General features: G+C 63.8%; 14 protein-coding genes. 2 read left to right on the top strand and 12 right to left on the bottom strand.

Going from position 1 to position 15530, the window contains the following annotated elements:
- Positions 1-128: 128 nt before the first annotated feature.
- Positions 129-623 (top strand): MarR family winged helix-turn-helix transcriptional regulator, encoded by a 495-nt coding sequence (locus UB31_RS23045; RefSeq protein ID WP_045012518.1) that lies wholly within the window; start codon positions 129-131, stop codon positions 621-623.
- Between the two features lie 206 nt (positions 624-829).
- Positions 830-2638, top strand: a complete 1809-nt coding sequence (gene atzF, locus UB31_RS23050; RefSeq protein WP_156175517.1) for an allophanate hydrolase — start codon at positions 830-832, stop codon at positions 2636-2638.
- A 112-nt stretch (positions 2639-2750) separates the two neighbouring features.
- Here atzF and UB31_RS23055 read toward each other — a convergent pair whose 3' ends face one another.
- The 12 genes from UB31_RS23055 to ugpB all read right to left on the bottom strand — a co-directional run bounded on the left by UB31_RS23055 (position 2751) and on the right by ugpB (position 15498).
- A complete protein-coding gene (locus UB31_RS23055; RefSeq protein ID WP_045005832.1) occupies positions 2751-3473 on the bottom strand; it encodes a GntR family transcriptional regulator in 723 nt (240 codons plus the stop codon).
- 4 nt (positions 3474-3477) lie between these two features.
- Positions 3478-3870 carry an oxalurate catabolism protein HpxZ gene (gene hpxZ, locus UB31_RS23060; protein ID WP_045012520.1) on the bottom strand — a complete coding sequence of 131 codons (393 nt, stop codon included), beginning with the start codon at positions 3868-3870 and terminating at the stop codon, positions 3478-3480.
- 12 nt (positions 3871-3882) lie between these two features.
- Positions 3883-5280 (bottom strand): AtzE family amidohydrolase, encoded by a 1398-nt coding sequence (locus tag UB31_RS23065; RefSeq protein ID WP_045012521.1) that lies wholly within the window; start codon positions 5278-5280, stop codon positions 3883-3885.
- Positions 5281-5287: 7 nt separating this feature from the next.
- Entirely contained in the window at positions 5288-5470 is a 183-nt protein-coding gene (locus UB31_RS23070; RefSeq protein WP_045012522.1) for a DUF4089 domain-containing protein, read from the bottom strand.
- 21 nt (positions 5471-5491) lie between these two features.
- Complete coding sequence (locus UB31_RS23075) at positions 5492-7222, bottom strand: dipeptide ABC transporter ATP-binding protein (RefSeq protein ID WP_045005836.1); 1731 nt, start codon at positions 7220-7222, stop codon at positions 5492-5494.
- A gap of 241 nt (positions 7223-7463) precedes the next feature.
- A complete protein-coding gene (locus tag UB31_RS23080; protein WP_045005837.1) occupies positions 7464-8363 on the bottom strand; it encodes an ABC transporter permease in 900 nt (299 codons plus the stop codon).
- 9 nt (positions 8364-8372) lie between these two features.
- Positions 8373-9386 (bottom strand): ABC transporter permease, encoded by a 1014-nt coding sequence (locus tag UB31_RS23085; protein WP_045012596.1) that lies wholly within the window; start codon positions 9384-9386, stop codon positions 8373-8375.
- Between the two features lie 197 nt (positions 9387-9583).
- Positions 9584-11206, bottom strand: a complete 1623-nt coding sequence (locus tag UB31_RS23090; RefSeq protein WP_045012523.1) for an ABC transporter substrate-binding protein — start codon at positions 11204-11206, stop codon at positions 9584-9586.
- Positions 11207-11602: 396 nt separating this feature from the next.
- Positions 11603-12577 carry an aminoglycoside phosphotransferase family protein gene (locus UB31_RS23095; protein WP_045012524.1) on the bottom strand — a complete coding sequence of 325 codons (975 nt, stop codon included), beginning with the start codon at positions 12575-12577 and terminating at the stop codon, positions 11603-11605.
- A 23-nt stretch (positions 12578-12600) separates the two neighbouring features.
- Positions 12601-12876: a protealysin inhibitor emfourin gene (locus UB31_RS23100; protein ID WP_156175511.1), complete on the bottom strand. Its 276-nt coding sequence runs from the start codon at positions 12874-12876 to the stop codon at positions 12601-12603.
- A 31-nt stretch (positions 12877-12907) separates the two neighbouring features.
- Positions 12908-13939 (bottom strand): M4 family metallopeptidase, encoded by a 1032-nt coding sequence (locus tag UB31_RS42875; protein WP_045012526.1) that lies wholly within the window; start codon positions 13937-13939, stop codon positions 12908-12910.
- A 233-nt stretch (positions 13940-14172) separates the two neighbouring features.
- Positions 14173-15498: a sn-glycerol-3-phosphate ABC transporter substrate-binding protein UgpB gene (ugpB, locus tag UB31_RS23110; RefSeq protein WP_283806098.1), complete on the bottom strand. Its 1326-nt coding sequence runs from the start codon at positions 15496-15498 to the stop codon at positions 14173-14175.
- Between the last annotated feature and the right edge of the window lie 32 nt (positions 15499-15530).

Below are 15530 nucleotides of genomic sequence, written 5' to 3' on the forward strand. Positions count from 1 at the left end.
GGATCGACCGCAGCCTCGTTCCGGACTGCTTTGGTCATAATGTTGGGCGGGACAATTGTTGTCGTCAACAACAATCTTCCGTCCGGCCGATGAAGCGGCTACAAGGATCACATGGCAGGAGACGCGACGTGACAGCCACCGCAGCCCGAACTCCCCCGCGCAAGCGCACCACCAACGGCGCGGAGCGGCAACACGATGCGGACGAGATCGGGCTCGACGCACTGGTCGGGCACGCCGGCTACGCGGTGCGGCGCTTCCAGATCTGGATCTTCCAGGACTTCATCAAGACGCTGGGCGACGTCGACATCCGGCCGACGCAATATTCGGTGCTGACGGTGATCGGCGCCAATCCCGGCCTTTCGCAGATGGCAGTGGCCAAGCGCCTCGGCATCGAGCGCGCCCGGCTGGTGCATCTGCTCGACAGCCTGGAGCAGCGCAAACTCGTGAAGCGGATCAAGTCGAAGACGGACCGGCGCTCGCATGCGCTGCACCTCACCGCGCAGGGCGAGACGGCGCTGGCGAAGTTCAAGCGGCTCGCTGACGAGCACGAGCGGCATGTCGAGGCGAAGATCGGCAAGGCGAACAGGGAGCGGTTGCTTCAGATCCTCGCTGGCTTCACCTGATCCCGACTGCCCATGATTTATGCAGATGCCCGTTATGGGGCGCTGGCCCGACGGCCCCCTAGATCACCGAAATATCCCCCAAGCCACTGATCCCACGATAATATCCGAGGCATCCGCCCTGCCCGGTTTCTGTACACAATGGCACATCGCTTGCTTCAAACCGGGTGAGGACAAGTTGCCGGAGTTTTGTCGCCATGAAGGCTGAAATGGGGGCTGAGCAGCCTGAAACGATCGCCGCGATTGTGGCCGCGCATCGCGCGGGCACGGTCACGCCGGCGCAGACCGTCGCGCGAACCTATCGGCGCATCCGCGACCATAACGATCCCGCCGTATTCATCAGCCTGCGCGACGAGAAGGATGCCATCGCGGAAGCCGAAAAGCTCGCCTCGCGTGCGGATGCAGCAAGCCTGCCGCTCTACGGCGTGCCGGTCGCGGTGAAGGACAATATCGACGCACTCGGCTTTCCGACCACGGCAGCCTGCCCAGCCTTCTCGTACACGCCGGCACACGACTCGACCGCGGTGCAACGCCTTCGCGCCGCCGGCGCCATCATCATCGGCAAGACCAATCTCGACCAGTTCGCAACCGGCCTCGTCGGCGTGCGTTCGCCTTACGGCATTCCCAAGAATTCGCTCCGCGAGGATCTCATTCCTGGTGGCTCGAGCTCGGGTTCGGCGACGGCGGTTGGAGCAGGGCTCGTGCCACTGTCGCTCGGCACCGACACCGCAGGCAGCGGCCGTGTGCCCGCAATGCTCAACAACATCGTCGGGCTGAAGCCGAGCCTCGGTATGATCTCGACCGCGGGCCTCGTGCCGGCCTGCCGCACGCTCGACTGCATCTCGGTGTTCGCTTTGACGGTCGACGACGCAACACTCGCGCTATCCGTGATGGCCGGCCCCGACCAGGCCGATCCATTCTCGCGCGACCGGCCGCTCGGCGCGATCACGCCGTTCCCCGCGAAAATCCGCCTCGGCGTGCCACGCAACGGGCAGTTGATCTTCTTCGGCGACAAGAAATCGGAAGCGGCGTACGGCGAGGCGCTGAAGCGCTGGACCGCGCTTGGCGCTGAGCTGGTCGAGTTCGATCTCGAGCCGTTCTACGAGACGGCGCGGCTGCTCTATGAGGGCCCGTGGGTTGCGGAACGCTATCTCGTGATCCGCAATCTGCTCGCGTCCGCACCGGACTCGATCCATCCGGTGACGCGCGAGATCACGGCGGCCGGCGCGCGGCTGACAGCGGCGGAAACCTTCTCCGCGCTCTACCGCTTGCAAGGTCTGCGCAAGATCGTCGAACGTACCTTTACCAATATCGATGTGCTGGTACTGCCGACGGCGCCGACGGCGTATACGACCGCGCAGGTGCTGGCCAATCCGATCGAGCTCAACAGCCGGCTCGGCACTTATACCAACTTTGTGAATCTGCTCGATCTCTGCGGTCTCGCGCTACCGGCTGCGATGCGCGCCGACGGCATTCCATTCGGCATCACGCTGCTGGCGCCGACCGGGCACGATGCGCTGCTTGCCAGCATCGGCCGAGTTTTCCATTCGGACACGAAGCTAACCGTTGGCGCCAAAGGCGTGGCGCAAGCGCCGCTCGCGCCTCTGCCGGCAAGCAGCAGTGACGAAATTCCGATCGCGGTGGTCGGCGCGCATCTCTCCGGCATGGCGCTGAACGGCGAGTTGAAGGCGCTGAACGGGAAGCTAATCGAAGCGACCAAGACCGCGCCGGACTACAAGCTCTATGCGCTCCAGACCACACCGCCGAAGCCCGGCATGCTGCGCGTCGAAGCGGGCAAAGGCGCGTCGATCGAGCTCGAGATCTGGTCGCTGTCGTCGTCGGCGTTCGGCAAGTTCGTCAATGCGATTCCTGCGCCGATGGCGATCGGCACTGTGAAGCTCGCCGACGGCAGAAGCGTGAAGGGGTTTCTCGTCGAACCGGAGGTGCTGGGCGAAGCCCACGACATTACCGACTATGGCGGTTGGCGCGCGTATATGAAGGAAGCCGCGACGACATAGGTACCGTAGGGTGGGCAAAGCGAAGCGTGCCCACCAATTCCAACATCGTCGCGGAGAGATGGTGGGCACGGCGCTTTGCGCCTTTGCCCACCCTACGGCACCGAGTGCGCGCCTACACCGACACCGCGTAGATCTCATATTCCCCGCGCACCAGCTCGATATGCGCGCGCATCGCGGCCGCTGCGCCCAGCTTGTCGCCGCGCATGATGGCGACGACGACGCGGTCGTGCTCGGCTTGCGATTTGGCGAGACGGCCGAGATTGCGGAACTGGGCGCGGCGAAACGGCTGCACCCGCACGCGGGTCGCGAGCGTGATCTCGGCGATGTAGCCGTTCTGCGAGCCGGCATAGATTGCGTTATGGAAGCGCTCGTTGACCTCATGGAAGCGATCGGGATTGCCGGCGTAGCTCAGCACCCGCAGCTCTTCGTGGACTGCTTCCAGGCCGTGGCGTTCAGTGGCGGTCATGCGCTCGGCAGCGAGGCCGGCGCACATCGCCTCGAGCTCCGCCATCGCCTCGAACATGCTCGTCAGCCGCTCGAATGAGGGCTGCGCCACCACTGCGCCGCGATGGGCGCGCGATTCGACCAGGCCGCTCGCGACGAGCTGGCGCAGCGCCTCGCGCACCGGTGTGCGCGACACATTGAAGCGCCGCGCAATGTCAGTCTCGTCGAGCGGCGCGCCGGGGGCCAGGGCGCCCCGCACGATCTCGTCCGCAAGCTGAAGACGCAGTTCCTCGGCGCGCGTGACCTTCTGCACTGACGGCAGTGCGCGGTCGACGCGCGGCACCACCGGCTCGGCCGGCAGTGTTCCCTGCGGAAGATCGTCAAGCGTCATACGATCAGGTCTCTTTCGACTCGTCGATGATGCTGACATGGGCGGCGACGACGCGCCAGCCCTCCGGGAAGCGAATCCAGGTCTGCATCTGCCGGCCGACCCTGCCCGGAGCCGTGTCGCGATAGAACAGAGTGGAGGCCACGGCCGCATCGCGCCCGTAGCTGGTGATCACGGTCTTGGCGGTGCGGCGATTGAGGCCCACCGGCGAGCGGCCGGCCCGGAAGCCCGAGATCGCCTCATAGCCATAGAGGTTCTCGCCAATGCCGTAGCGCAGCGTGCGGGGATCGTTGCGGAAGAGCTCGCCGAGCACGGCGACGTCGTTGGTGATCAGCGCTTGCTCATAGCGATCGAACGCGGCTTTGACTTCCGCAATCACGTCGGGGAGATCGATCTCCATCTCAAAATCCTCTCAAAGTCCCCTTGGCGCGGGCGCGGCGGCGATACCCATTTTTTCCAACGCGTATGCGACGCGCAGCGCGATGTCCTCGCGCCAGGGCGCGGCGATGATCTGCACGCCGATCGGCAGCAGCTCGAGCGGCACCGGGACTGCGACCACCGGCAAGCCAATGAACGAGATCGGCTGGGTGTGGATGCCGATATTGGCGCGCACCGGCAGCTCGACGCCGTCAAGATTGAAGGTGACCTGACCGACTTTTGGCGCGGTGCAGGGCGTTGCCGGCGCGATCAGCACGTCGACCGACTTGAAAATCTCGGCGAACTGCGCGCGATACCAGCGGCGGAATTTTTGCGCGCGATCGACCAGCGGGGCCGGCACCATGGCGCCGGCAATCAACCGGTCGCGCACGGCGGGGTCAAAATCGTTGGGGCGCCTGCGCAGGCGATCGAGATGCAGCGAGGCGCCTTCGGTGGTGCTGATGACGTAAGCCGCTGCACGGGCGCGCGCGGCTTCGGGCACATCAACGATCTGCGTCGCGCCGAGCGCCTTGGCGACACGGCTGACGGCTTCGACAGCTTCCGGAAACACGTTCTTCTGGAAGTAGCCCCCGGCGATCGCGATGCGCAGGTCCGAGACCGGATTGGCGAGCAGCGGCGTCGTCGGTTCGAGACCGCGCGTGGTTGTGCAGGCGGCATCGTCAGCGTCCGGCCCCTGCATCGCGTCGTAGGCGAGCGCGAGATCGGTGACGGAGCGTGCGAACGGACCGAGATGATCGAAGCTCGCGACGAACGGGAACGAGCGCGCGCGCGACAGCCGGCCATAGGTCGGCTTCAGGCCGAAGATGCCGCAGAAGGAGGACGGCACGCGGATCGAACCGTTGGTGTCTGATCCCAGCGCGATCGGCACCAGCGCGCCACCAACTGCGCTACCAGAACCACCCGAGGAGCCGCCGCTCATCCGCGTCGTGTCATGCGGATTGCGCGAGGGGCCGTCATGAACGTTCTCACCGGTGAAGTCATAGGCGTATTCGCCCATGTTGAGCGCGCCGACCAGCACCGCGCCGGCTGCTTCCATGCGTTCAATCAAAGTGGCGTCGCGCTTGGCAGGTGCGCGATCGCGATTGATCTTCGAGCCCGCGCGGGTCGAAAGGCCCGCGACATCGAACAGGTTCTTCACCGCGAAGGGGACGCCGGCGAGCGGGCCAACCTTCTTGCCGGCCGCGATGTCGGCATCGATCGCGCGCGCTTTGGCACGGGCGCGATCGGCGGTGACGTCGGTGAAGGAGTTGAGGACGGTGTCGTGCTGCTTGATCCGCGCGAGGGCTGCTTCGGTGGCATCGAGTGCGGACAATTGACCGCCCGCCACCGCTTTCGCAATGTCGGCAGCCGTCATCTCTGGCTTCGTGGTCATGGCGGCGTCAGACACTGAACACGGGCGCCGGCTCGGTCTCGTCCGGCAGCGCGAATTCATCGACCAGGCGGGCGAGCCGCAGCGAGACTTCGAGGTTGGCGCGAACGGCCGGCCTCCAGGCGTCCTCGACCGGCAGCGCCAGCGCTTTGGAAACGGCGTCGATGTAGTCGTCCAATGGTTCGGCGGCCATCACTCTCTCGAACTATGCGTCTCAGTGAACCGGCAGCGGCGGATGTGGGATCGCCGTCAACAGCTCCTTGGTGTAGTCGTCCTGCGGATCGCTCAAAACCCTCTCGGAGGAGCCCTCCTCCACGATTCGACCCGACCGCATGACAATGACACGATCGCACAACAGGCGCACTACATTCAAATCATGCGAGACAAACAGATAGCTCATACCTAGCCGTGCCTTGAGGTCCTGGAGCAGGTTCAGGACCACGGCCTGGACCGAGACGTCCAGCGCTGCCGTCGGCTCGTCCAGGATGACGAGTTTTGGGTGCAGGGCGATGGCCCGGGCGATGCCGACGCGGGCCTTCTGGCCGCCGGACAATTGGTGCGGGAAGCGGTCCAGCAGATTGAGCGGCAGGCCGACCATGGTGGCCAGCTCCTCGCAGCGGGTGCGCAGCGCGTCGCGGCCTTTGACGTCGCCGAGCTGCATGATCGGGTCGGCAATGGCGCGCACGGCGGTGAAGCGCGGGTTGAGGCTGTCGGTCGGGTCCTGGAACACCATCTGGATGCGGCTGCGCTGCGGCAGCCGGGCAAACGAGGCAGGCTGGATGGCGCCGATATCCTCGCCGTCGAACTGGATCAGGCCCGAGGTCTGGTCAAGCAGCCGCATCACCATCATCGACGTGGTCGATTTGCCGCAGCCGGATTCGCCGACGAGGCCAACGCTCTCGCCATGACCGATCGAGAAGCTGATGCCGTCGACGGCGCGAAAGACATCCGGCTCGACCGGCGGCTTGCGGCCGAACAGCTTTCCGAGCGTCGCGGTCGCGCCCTGGCGGGGATATTCCTTGACCAGTTTTTCGATGAGGAGCAGGGGCTTTTGGCCTGCCGCAGCGGTCGGAGCGGATTCCACGGTCGCTGCGCTCGCGGCAGCGGCGGCTGCGCCCTCCTCCTCCGGCAACAGATCCCGCAACGACACGCCGAGCCGCGGTGTCGCGCGCATCAGCTTCTTCGTATAGGGATGCTGCGGGTTGGCGAAGATATCGGCGGCCTTGGCGGTCTCGACCACGCGGCCCTTCTCCATCACGACGACACGGTCGCAATAGGCAGCCGCCAGGCCGAGATCGTGCGTGATCAGGATGGTCGACATCGCCTTGCGCTTGGTCAGCTCGACGATGAGATCCATCACCGCCTTCTGCGTGGTGACGTCGAGGCCGGTGGTCGGCTCGTCCGCGATCAGGAGCTGCGGATTGCAGGCGAGCGCGAGCGCGATGACGACGCGCTGGCACATGCCGCCGGAGAGCTCGAACGGATAGGCATGGTAGCGCTCGCGCGGGCGGGCGATCTTGACCTGCTCCAGCGCCTCGATCGCCTTTTCGCCGTGGTCCGAAACCATCGCCTGCTGCACATGGGTGCGCAGCACGTCCTCGATCTGGTCGCCGACCTTGCGGATCGGGTTGAGCGCGGCGCGCGGGTTCTGAAAGATCATCGAGACTTCGCGGCCGCGCAGATCGCGCATCTGGTCTTCGGTCGCGGCCTTCACGTCGATGCCGGAGAACATCACCGAGCCCTCGGCAATCTTGCCGGCACGGTCGAGAATGCGCATCACCGCGTAGGATGTCACCGACTTGCCGGAGCCGGACTCGCCGACGATGGCGAGCGTCTCGCCCTTGGCGACGGAGATGTTGACGTGCTGCACCGCCTTGACGATGCCGCGGCGGGTGTTGAATTCGACGGTGAGGTCCTGGACGTCGAGCAGGGGCTGGGCGGTCACGACTGCCTCCGGTCCACTAAAAACGTCGAAAACAACCCCATGCACAGTAGAATGGCACTGGAATCATTGAGGAATTTCTGCGGGTGTGAGGCGGGCACCGCTCTCTCGTTCCCTCCCCCCTTGCGGGGGAGGGGCAGGGAGAGGGGTAGCCACGAACACAGACCTCGCCCGGGGCTACCCCTCTCCCCTACCCTCCCCCGCAAGGGGGGAGGGAGCGCAGCTGCGAGCTTGGAAACAATCATCACGTCCTCCGCTGCGGGTCGACGATGTCGCGGAGGCCGTCGCCGAGGAGGTTGAAACAGAACACGGCGATCATCAAAGCGAGGCCCGGAAACAGCGCGATCCACCATTCGCCGGAGACCATGAAGCCCGCGCCTTCGGCGACCATGATGCCCCATTCGGCGGTCGGCGGGCGGACGCCGAGACCGATGAAGGAGAGGCCCGCGGCGTTGAGGATGGCGTAGCCCATGGTCAGCGACATCTGCACGATCATGATCGGCATGATGTTCGGCAAAATGTGCACCAGCAGGATGCGGAATTCGCCGTTGCCGGACAGACGCGCCGCCTGCACGAAGCCGGCGTTGCGGCGGACATTGGCCTCGGCGCGCGCGACGCGGGCATAGAGCGGGAAATTGACGATTGCGGTCGCCAAAATGATGTTCTGCACGGTGTTGCCGAGCGCGGCCACGATGCCCATCGCCAGCACGAACAGCGGGAACGCCATGATGGTGTCGGCGATGCGGCCGACGATGCGGTCGGTCCAGCCGCCGAAATACCCGGCGGCGAGACCGGCGAGGCCACCCATCAAAAACACCAGCACGACGGAAGCGACCGCGATGAAGGTATCGAGCCGAGTCGCCACGACGACGCGGCTGAAGATATCGCGGCCCAATTGGTCGGTGCCGAACCAGTGCGCGGCCGATGGCGGCTTCAGCGACGCGGCGGTGTCGGACGCCAGCGGATCATAGGGCACCACATAGGGACCGAAGATCGCGGCAGCGAGAATCAGGACCAGCAGGCCGAAGGCAAAGCCCGTGACCTTGTTCTCACCGAGAACGTAACGGGTCTGTTCGATGATCGCGACCAGCCCCGACGTGCGGGCGGGACCGGCGGGTTCAACAGCAGGTGCAACGGAGCTCATCTTTCACCCCTAGCCTTCAAGCCGCACGCGTGGATCGATCACGCCATAAAGAATGTCGATCACGAGATTCAAAAGCACGTACATCACCGCCATGGTCAGCACGAAACCCTGAACCGGCGCGAAATCCGACGAGATCAACGCTTCCACGGCATAGGAGCCGATGCCGGGCCACGCGAACACCTTCTCCACCAGCACGTTGGCGCCGAGCAGAAAGGAGAACACCATGCTGAGCGTGGTGATGACGGGGAGCATCGCGTTGCGGAAGGCGTAGGTGACGATGACGGTCGCCGGCGACAGGCCGCTGGCGCGGGCGGTGCGCACGAACTCCGACGACAGCACCGCCAGCATCGAGGCGCGGGTCATGCGCGCGATCGGCGCCAGCGAGAAGATCGCCAGTGTCGCCGCCGGCAAGATGAGCTGGCTCAGCGCCGAGCGAAACGCCTCGAAGTCGCGCGCGATCAGCGTGTCGATCAGGTAGAAACCGGTAATTGTCGTCGGCGCGCTATAGAAAACGTCGAGACGGCCGAGCGGCGCGGGCGACCAGCCGAGCTGGAAATAGAACACGTAGACCAGCACCAGGCCGGTGAAGAACACCGGCAGCGACACGCCGGCCGTCGTCGTCACCCGACAGAGATGATCAACCCATGATCCCGGCCGCGTCGCAGCCAGCATGCCGAGCGGAATGGCGATCACGATCGAGACGATGAGGCCTATCAGGGTCAGTTCAGCGGAGGCCGGCAGGCGGTTGCGGATTTCGGCCGCGACCGGCTGGCCGGTGGTGAGCGAGTTGCCGAAATCGCCATGGGCGAGATCGTTGGTGTAGCGGAAGAATTGCTCGACCAGCGGCTTGTCGAGGCCGAGCTTTTTGCGGATCTGCTCGACGGCTTCCTTCGTTGCGGCGGGGCCGGCGAAGTAGGCCGCGGGATCGCCGGGCAGTGCGCGCGTCAGCAGGAAGGTGACGATGACGACCCCGATCAGCGACGGAATCGCGAACATCAGGCGCTTGCCGATCATGGTCAGCATGACGACCTCCCCGTGCGCTGTGGTTGGAAATGAGATCGTGCTGCGCATACCGCTGCGTTCCCTCCCCCCTTGCGGGGGAGGGCTAGGGAGAGGGGTGGCTCCGGGAGAGGTCGGAGTTCGGGGCTACCCCTCTCCCCGACCCTCCCCCGCAAGGGGGGAGGGAGCTTGAAGAGCGTGCTCACCTCACTCATGACGCCTCACCCCTTCGCCATCGCGCGATAATCCAGGCGGCGGTGGAACCAGTATTCGTAGCCGCTGATGTTCTTCTGCATCGCGACGTTGACGAAGGGCTGATACAGCGGAATGCGCGGGACGTCGGCGTAGGCGAGATCGACAAAACCCTTCACGTCGGTGTCGTAGGTCGCGATGTCGCCGGTCGCAGCCGCGTTGCGCGCGCCGTCGATCAGCTTGTCCATCTCCGCTGACTTGTAGCTCATGGTGTTGAAGACGGAATTGTTGCCGTGATAGCACCAGTAGAAGAAGTATTCGGGGTAATCGAGCCAGCCCGAGAACACGTTGGTGAAGAGCGGCATCTCCTTCTTGTTCAACTCGGTGCGCCAGTTGGCGCCGGGCACCTTGTTGATCGTGGTCTTGATGCCGATCTGGCCGAGTGATTCCTGCACCAGCACGCAGAGCGGCTCGTTGACGCCGGCAAAATTGAGATCGAAGGAGATCGTGGTCTCGAAACCGTTGGCGTAGCCGGCTTCCGCCATGAGCGCTTTCGCCTTCTCCATGTCGGTGTTGTATTTGTGCTGCTGCGGCCAGGCCACTTCGGTCGGCTTGTCCTTCGCGGCACCGAACATCGGGTTCGCCAGCCCGAACATCACCGCGTCCATGATCTTCTGATACGGCAGCGCGTATGCGACCGCCTGACGTACTTTGAGATTGTCGAACGGCGCCTTGGTCACGTTCATGCCGATGTACTGGATGCCGTTGGAGAACGGCAGCGACACCACGTTGAGCTTGCCGCTCGCCTTCATCTCCTGGAAATCCTTGAACGGCAGTTCGTACGAGATGTCTGCGTCACCGCGCTCCAGCAGCGCGCGGCGGTTGCCGGCCTGCGGCACCATGCGCCAGATCACGCGCTTGATCTTGGGCAGCGGACCGCCGACCCAATCCTCGTTGCGCTCCATGACCACTTCGGTGCCGGCGGTCCACTTCGTCACCTTGTAGGCGCCGGAGCCCGCGGTCTGCTGCTTGGTGTATTCGAGACCCCACGGGTCTTTCTCGCTGGAATTCTTCTTCACGAGTTCCGAATTGATGACGCAAGGCACGATCACGGCGAGGTCGGGAATCGTCAGCCGATCCTTCTTCGCGAAATCGACTCGTACGGTGCCGTCGTCGACCACGACGAACTGCTCGGGCTTGGTCAGCGAGCCTGCGCTCATCTGGAAGGTCGGGAAGCCGCCGACGGTGACGGCGCGATCGAGCGACCACTTCACGTCTTTCGCCGTGACCGGCGTGCCGTCGTGGAATTTGGCGTTCTTCTTCAGCTTGAAGGTGACCGACATGTCGTCGATCTTCATGTCGTCGGCGAGCTCGCCCTTGAACTTGTCGCGGTCGTAATAGGGCACCCCGCCGGGGCCGCTCTTCATCTCGTGGCTGATCAGGCGGTCGTAGCAATTCCACGACACTTCATAGCCGGGCACGTTGGTGCCGACGCCGTGGATGTCGAGATTGTTGGGGCCGCCTTCGGAGACGATCAGCAGCGTCTCGGAGCGCGCATCGGCCTTGGCCGAGGAGATCACCGACGGCACGGCCGGAAGCGCCGCGCCAGCGGCCAATCCGGAGACGGATTTGAGGAAATCGCGGCGTTTCATGAAACGGCTCCAACTCAAAAAAGCTTCTGGTTGGAACTGGATTCGCAAGGTTCGTGCCAAAGCTTAACGGGGCTTTACACTTCACCTAAATAATTGATTTCGTAGTATAAATTGCGATCGGATGCGCCAAACATCGATGCTCACGACTTGTGCATTGCATACAAAGATACGTCTATGCTCATTAAATAGACTGAATTTTACCTCGGCCTATTTGGTGGGCGCCACCTCTTTGATGTCGTCCTGGCGAAAGCCAGGACCCATTACCCTAAGGGATGGTCTGGCGAAGACTCGCGGTTACCCGCTTCGCACAACGATTTCCCCCTGGGGTAATGGGTCCTGGATCGGCGCTCCGCTTCGCTACGCTTGTCCGGGACGACGGTAGAGATCGGGGCGAGGTCACTCCGCCCAAATCAAATCCTGAAGCGCAACGAGATCGTCCGCCCTCTCCTGCCAGCCCTCGATGCAGATGTGGCTGTTGAGATCGCTGGCGTGGTGCAGCAGCATCAGGGCCATCAGGCGCCGCTTGAGTGCATAGTCGGGCTTGGCATAGCCAAAGCCTCCGAGCAGGCTGCGCACCCGGCCGGGCGAGCCCGCCGCCATGAAGGCGCTGGGACCGAGCAGATCGTAGTCGCGCCATCCGGTCCGGACATCGCCGAAGTCGAACAGGCCGGCAAGCGACCAGTCACTGTTATGGCAGGCGAGCAGAAAATTTTCCGGAATGTATTCGCCGATCAGGATCACCGGCGGCGCATCCATGGGGATGAGTTTTGCCGCATCGCGCAGGAGATCGTCGAGGCCGGCGAGAAATTTTGGTGCAAGGCCGAGACGTTCGTGCCGCGCGCGACAGCCCTGCATCTGCGCGCGCATGAACGCATCCCAGCGTGGTTCGATCTGCGCAAGTGGGCCGAGCGGCGCGCGCTGCACGGCCGCGATGGTTTCGCCGATCTGGCGCAGCACGCGCTCCTTCTGTGCTTCCGCGAGGTGTGGCCAGACCTCGGAGCCGAGCGTGCCGGCGAGGCGCGTGATGATGAGATAAGGCCAGCCGTCGCGCTCGCCTTCGGCGACGATCTCCGGAATCGGCAGATGGAGGCGGCCGGCCAGCTGCGTCAGCGAACCGCGCTCGGAGACGAATTGCGCGCGCAGCAGCGGCGGAAAAATCTTCAAGATCAGCTTGTCGCCGAAGCCTGCGACGAGATTGGTGCCGGTCGCAAACACATGCGCGCGGCCATCGAGACCGTGGCTACGGGCGATATCGATCGCGATCGGCAGCCAGCGCGATGGGTCGGTGCGCAGGGCGCGGTAGGCGTCCAGATGCGTCGATGCCGACAGCCCCCAGGCCCCGAACGAATCCGGCGACTGCGCCTTGCTCATCAGATCACCGACCCCGCCCGCACTTATTCCAGCACATCCTTGACGCTGTTCTTGATGGTCGCGGGAACGGCATGCTCGGGAATTTCGATGGTGTGGGCGCCACGCGTGATCCGGTAACTGAACGCGTCGGCCTGACCTGGATGTGTCGCCGGGACTTTGTTCGGATCGGCAAACAGCGACTCCACCGTTTTTTGATCGGCGGGCGACAAATCCGACAGCGCCAGTTCGCCGCGGCTCTTGAGGTGAGGGCCGCCGAAGCCAGCGACCCCTCCGACGCGCTCGATCTTCAAACGATCCACGCTTTCACCCTTTCGCGGCGTGCTGCACCGGTTACAGCCCCACTTTCGTCCACCCCGCATTGACGGCAGCGGAGACAGCGGGCGCGTTCGGATACATTGTATGCGCCACCTGACGGGTCCGGGCGGCAAATGCCTTCATCGTCATGTTCGGCGTCGGGCCGAAGCCCGTCACCGAACGATACCACACTTGCCCGATCTGGGCCCAACTATTACCGCCGAGCGTCACGCAAGCCGTGCAGAAAGCAAGATTCGGCGGCCCGCTTGCATAGTGCGGATCCATGCCCGGCGTCACTTGCGAATATTTGGTCGGTTGCGGCGCCAGGCAGTGCTTGGCTGCGGGATCGGCCATATCGCGCAGGCAGGTGAACCCCTTCTTCTTCGAGGCAGCCCCCATGATATCGCGCCCAATCAGCCAGTCCGCCTTCTTGACGTTCTGCTTGGCTTCCCATTGCCGGAACATCGAGCCGAAGCAATCCGAGATGCTCTCGTTCAGGCCCCCGGCATCGCCGCTATAGACGAGTTGCAGACTGTGCTGGGTCACGCCATGGGTCAGCTCATGACCGATGACGTCGTTGCCCCTGGTGAAATCGACGAAGATGCTGCCGTCACCGTCGCCATAAAGCATTTGCGACCCGTTCCACATCGCGTTGTTGTATTTCTCGCCGAAGTGAACCGACGACATCATGGTCATGCCATGATCGTCGATCGAATTCCGGTTGAAGACCTCCTTGTAGAACTTTGCCACTTTGCTGGTCTGGTTGAAGGAGCGTTTGACGGAGCCGTCCGACGACGTCTTCGGCTTCGAGACATGCGTACCCGGCAGTGTTTGCGTGTGCTTGCAGTCGTAGACCGTGACTGATGGTGCTGCGGCAAGCGTGACCAACCCATCGGCACGCGTCGCAGCGACGCTCGTGAACTTCGCGGCCTGTGTCCGCAATTCGCGCAGTTCGTGACTGATCTGGACCGTGTCGACCATCCGCTTGCGGACCGAGGCAGAGAGCTTCTTGTCCTGGGAGAGCCTGGTCAGAATGTCATTCGGGATGATGAAACATGAGCAGGGCATTTATAGCCTCCAATTCGATTTTCTACGAAAATGAAAGGATGAAACGACTGCAAGATCATCGCTGCCGAACTGGCGGCGACAAGCGTTGCCGCCAGTTCGGGCGACATGCTTTCGAGACTATTGCAGGCGCACGGCCCGTTGCGTGTGAACTCGCACACATATTTCAGGTTGTGTGGCGGCCGATTGACTTCGCCGGTGAACGGGCATCACGACTCGGGCGCGACAAACCGCCGCTACCTATCCGGGCTGGCGCGCTCGAACTGGCGCAACAGTTTGTTGCCGCGTTCGACCGCCGAATCGAGCGCTCCTTGCGCGCCCTTGTGGCCGGCAAAGGCCTGCTCCAGCTCGTCCTCGATCACGCCACGGATCAGCACGAAGGAGCCGAGCCGGATGCCCTTCGAATTCTCCGTTGGCGGATGCAGCGTAATCTCCTCGAACGAGATCGCCGAGCCCGGATTGCGCTCGTAAAAACCCTGCGCACGCGTCAGCTCGAAGGCAGCACGGGTGATCGGCAGATAGCCGGTGTTCTGGTGCCAGGCGGCCTGCACGCCGGGCTGCGACAGATAGGCGAAGAACCGCGCCACGCCCTTGTACTCCTCGCGCGGGCGGTCGCGCAGCACCCACAGCGTGGCGCCGCCGATCAACGAGTTCTGCGGTGCGCCCTTTACGTCGGGCCAGTACGGCATCATGCCGTAGCCGATCTCGAATTTCGAATTCGCCTTGATGTCGGCGCGGGTTGCGGAAGACCCGATGAAGATGCCGCATTCGCCGTTCTGGAAGCGCGGCTCGGCCGACTGCCCGCGGCCGCTATAGTCGAACAGTTTTGTCTTTTGCCATTCGGCGAGCTGGGCGATGTGCTTGACCACGACCGGATTGTTGATGGTCAACTCTGCGTCGAGCCCGGCAAAGCCGTTGGCGCGGGTCGCAAGCGGCAGATTGTGGTAGGCCGAAAGATTCTCGACATGGATCCAGGACGGCCACGACGTGGTGAAGCCGCACGCGACACCATGGTCGCGCAGGCGTTTTGCCACGGTGCCAAGCTCGGGCCAGGTCTTCGGCGGCGTTTCCGGATCGAGACCGGCGTCGCGGAACATGGTCTTGTTGTAATAGAGAATCGGCGTCGACGAATTGAACGGGAACGACAAGAGATTGCCGGCCGCGTCGGTGTAATAGCCGGAGATCGCGGGAAGGTAATCGTTGAGCGAGAACGGCTCGCCCATGTCCCGCATCATGCTGTACACCGGATAGATCGCGCCCTTGGCCGCGGTCATGGTGGCGGTGGCGACCTCGTTGACCTGCACGATCGCGGGCTGGCTGCGCGAGCGGAAGGCAAAGATCGCAGCGGTCACCGTCTCGGTGTAGCTGCCCTTATAAGTTGGAACGATGCGGTAATCCGACTGCGAGGCGTTGAAGTCGGAGGTGAGCTTCTCGAGCTGCTTGCCAAGCTCGCCCGACATGGCGTGCCACAGCGCGATGTCGGTGGCGGCGCGCGCCTCGCTGCTCAATGCGAGGGCCATTGAGACGGCGACGATCTGCAAAAGGCGCAATGCTGAAGTCACGATGGCACTTCCATGTCGTGCGGCAAAAGGCG

Origin of the sequence: Bradyrhizobium sp. LTSP849 (genome assembly GCF_000938255.1) — a bacterium.
Lineage (GTDB): Bacteria > Pseudomonadota > Alphaproteobacteria > Rhizobiales > Xanthobacteraceae > Bradyrhizobium.

What these genes read in the sequence shown, in the direction of transcription:
- atzF (WP_156175517.1), top strand. Translation starts at nt 830, where the DNA reads ATGGGGGCTGAGCAGCCTGAAACGATCGCCGCGATTGTGGCCGCGCAT.
- UB31_RS42875 (WP_045012526.1), bottom strand. Translation starts at nt 13,939, where the DNA reads ATGCCCTGCTCATGTTTCATCATCCCGAATGACATTCTGACCAGGCTC.
- UB31_RS23070 (WP_045012522.1), bottom strand. Translation starts at nt 5,470, where the DNA reads ATGGCCGCCGAACCATTGGACGACTACATCGACGCCGTTTCCAAAGCG.
- UB31_RS23065 (WP_045012521.1), bottom strand. Translation starts at nt 5,280, where the DNA reads ATGACCACGAAGCCAGAGATGACGGCTGCCGACATTGCGAAAGCGGTG.
- UB31_RS23055 (WP_045005832.1), bottom strand. Translation starts at nt 3,473, where the DNA reads ATGACGCTTGACGATCTTCCGCAGGGAACACTGCCGGCCGAGCCGGTG.
- UB31_RS23090 (WP_045012523.1), bottom strand. Translation starts at nt 11,206, where the DNA reads ATGAAACGCCGCGATTTCCTCAAATCCGTCTCCGGATTGGCCGCTGGC.
- UB31_RS23080 (WP_045005837.1), bottom strand. Translation starts at nt 8,363, where the DNA reads ATGAGCTCCGTTGCACCTGCTGTTGAACCCGCCGGTCCCGCCCGCACG.
- UB31_RS23095 (WP_045012524.1), bottom strand. Translation starts at nt 12,577, where the DNA reads ATGAGCAAGGCGCAGTCGCCGGATTCGTTCGGGGCCTGGGGGCTGTCG.
- hpxZ (WP_045012520.1), bottom strand. Translation starts at nt 3,870, where the DNA reads ATGGAGATCGATCTCCCCGACGTGATTGCGGAAGTCAAAGCCGCGTTC.
- UB31_RS23085 (WP_045012596.1), bottom strand. Translation starts at nt 9,386, where the DNA reads ATGCTGACCATGATCGGCAAGCGCCTGATGTTCGCGATTCCGTCGCTG.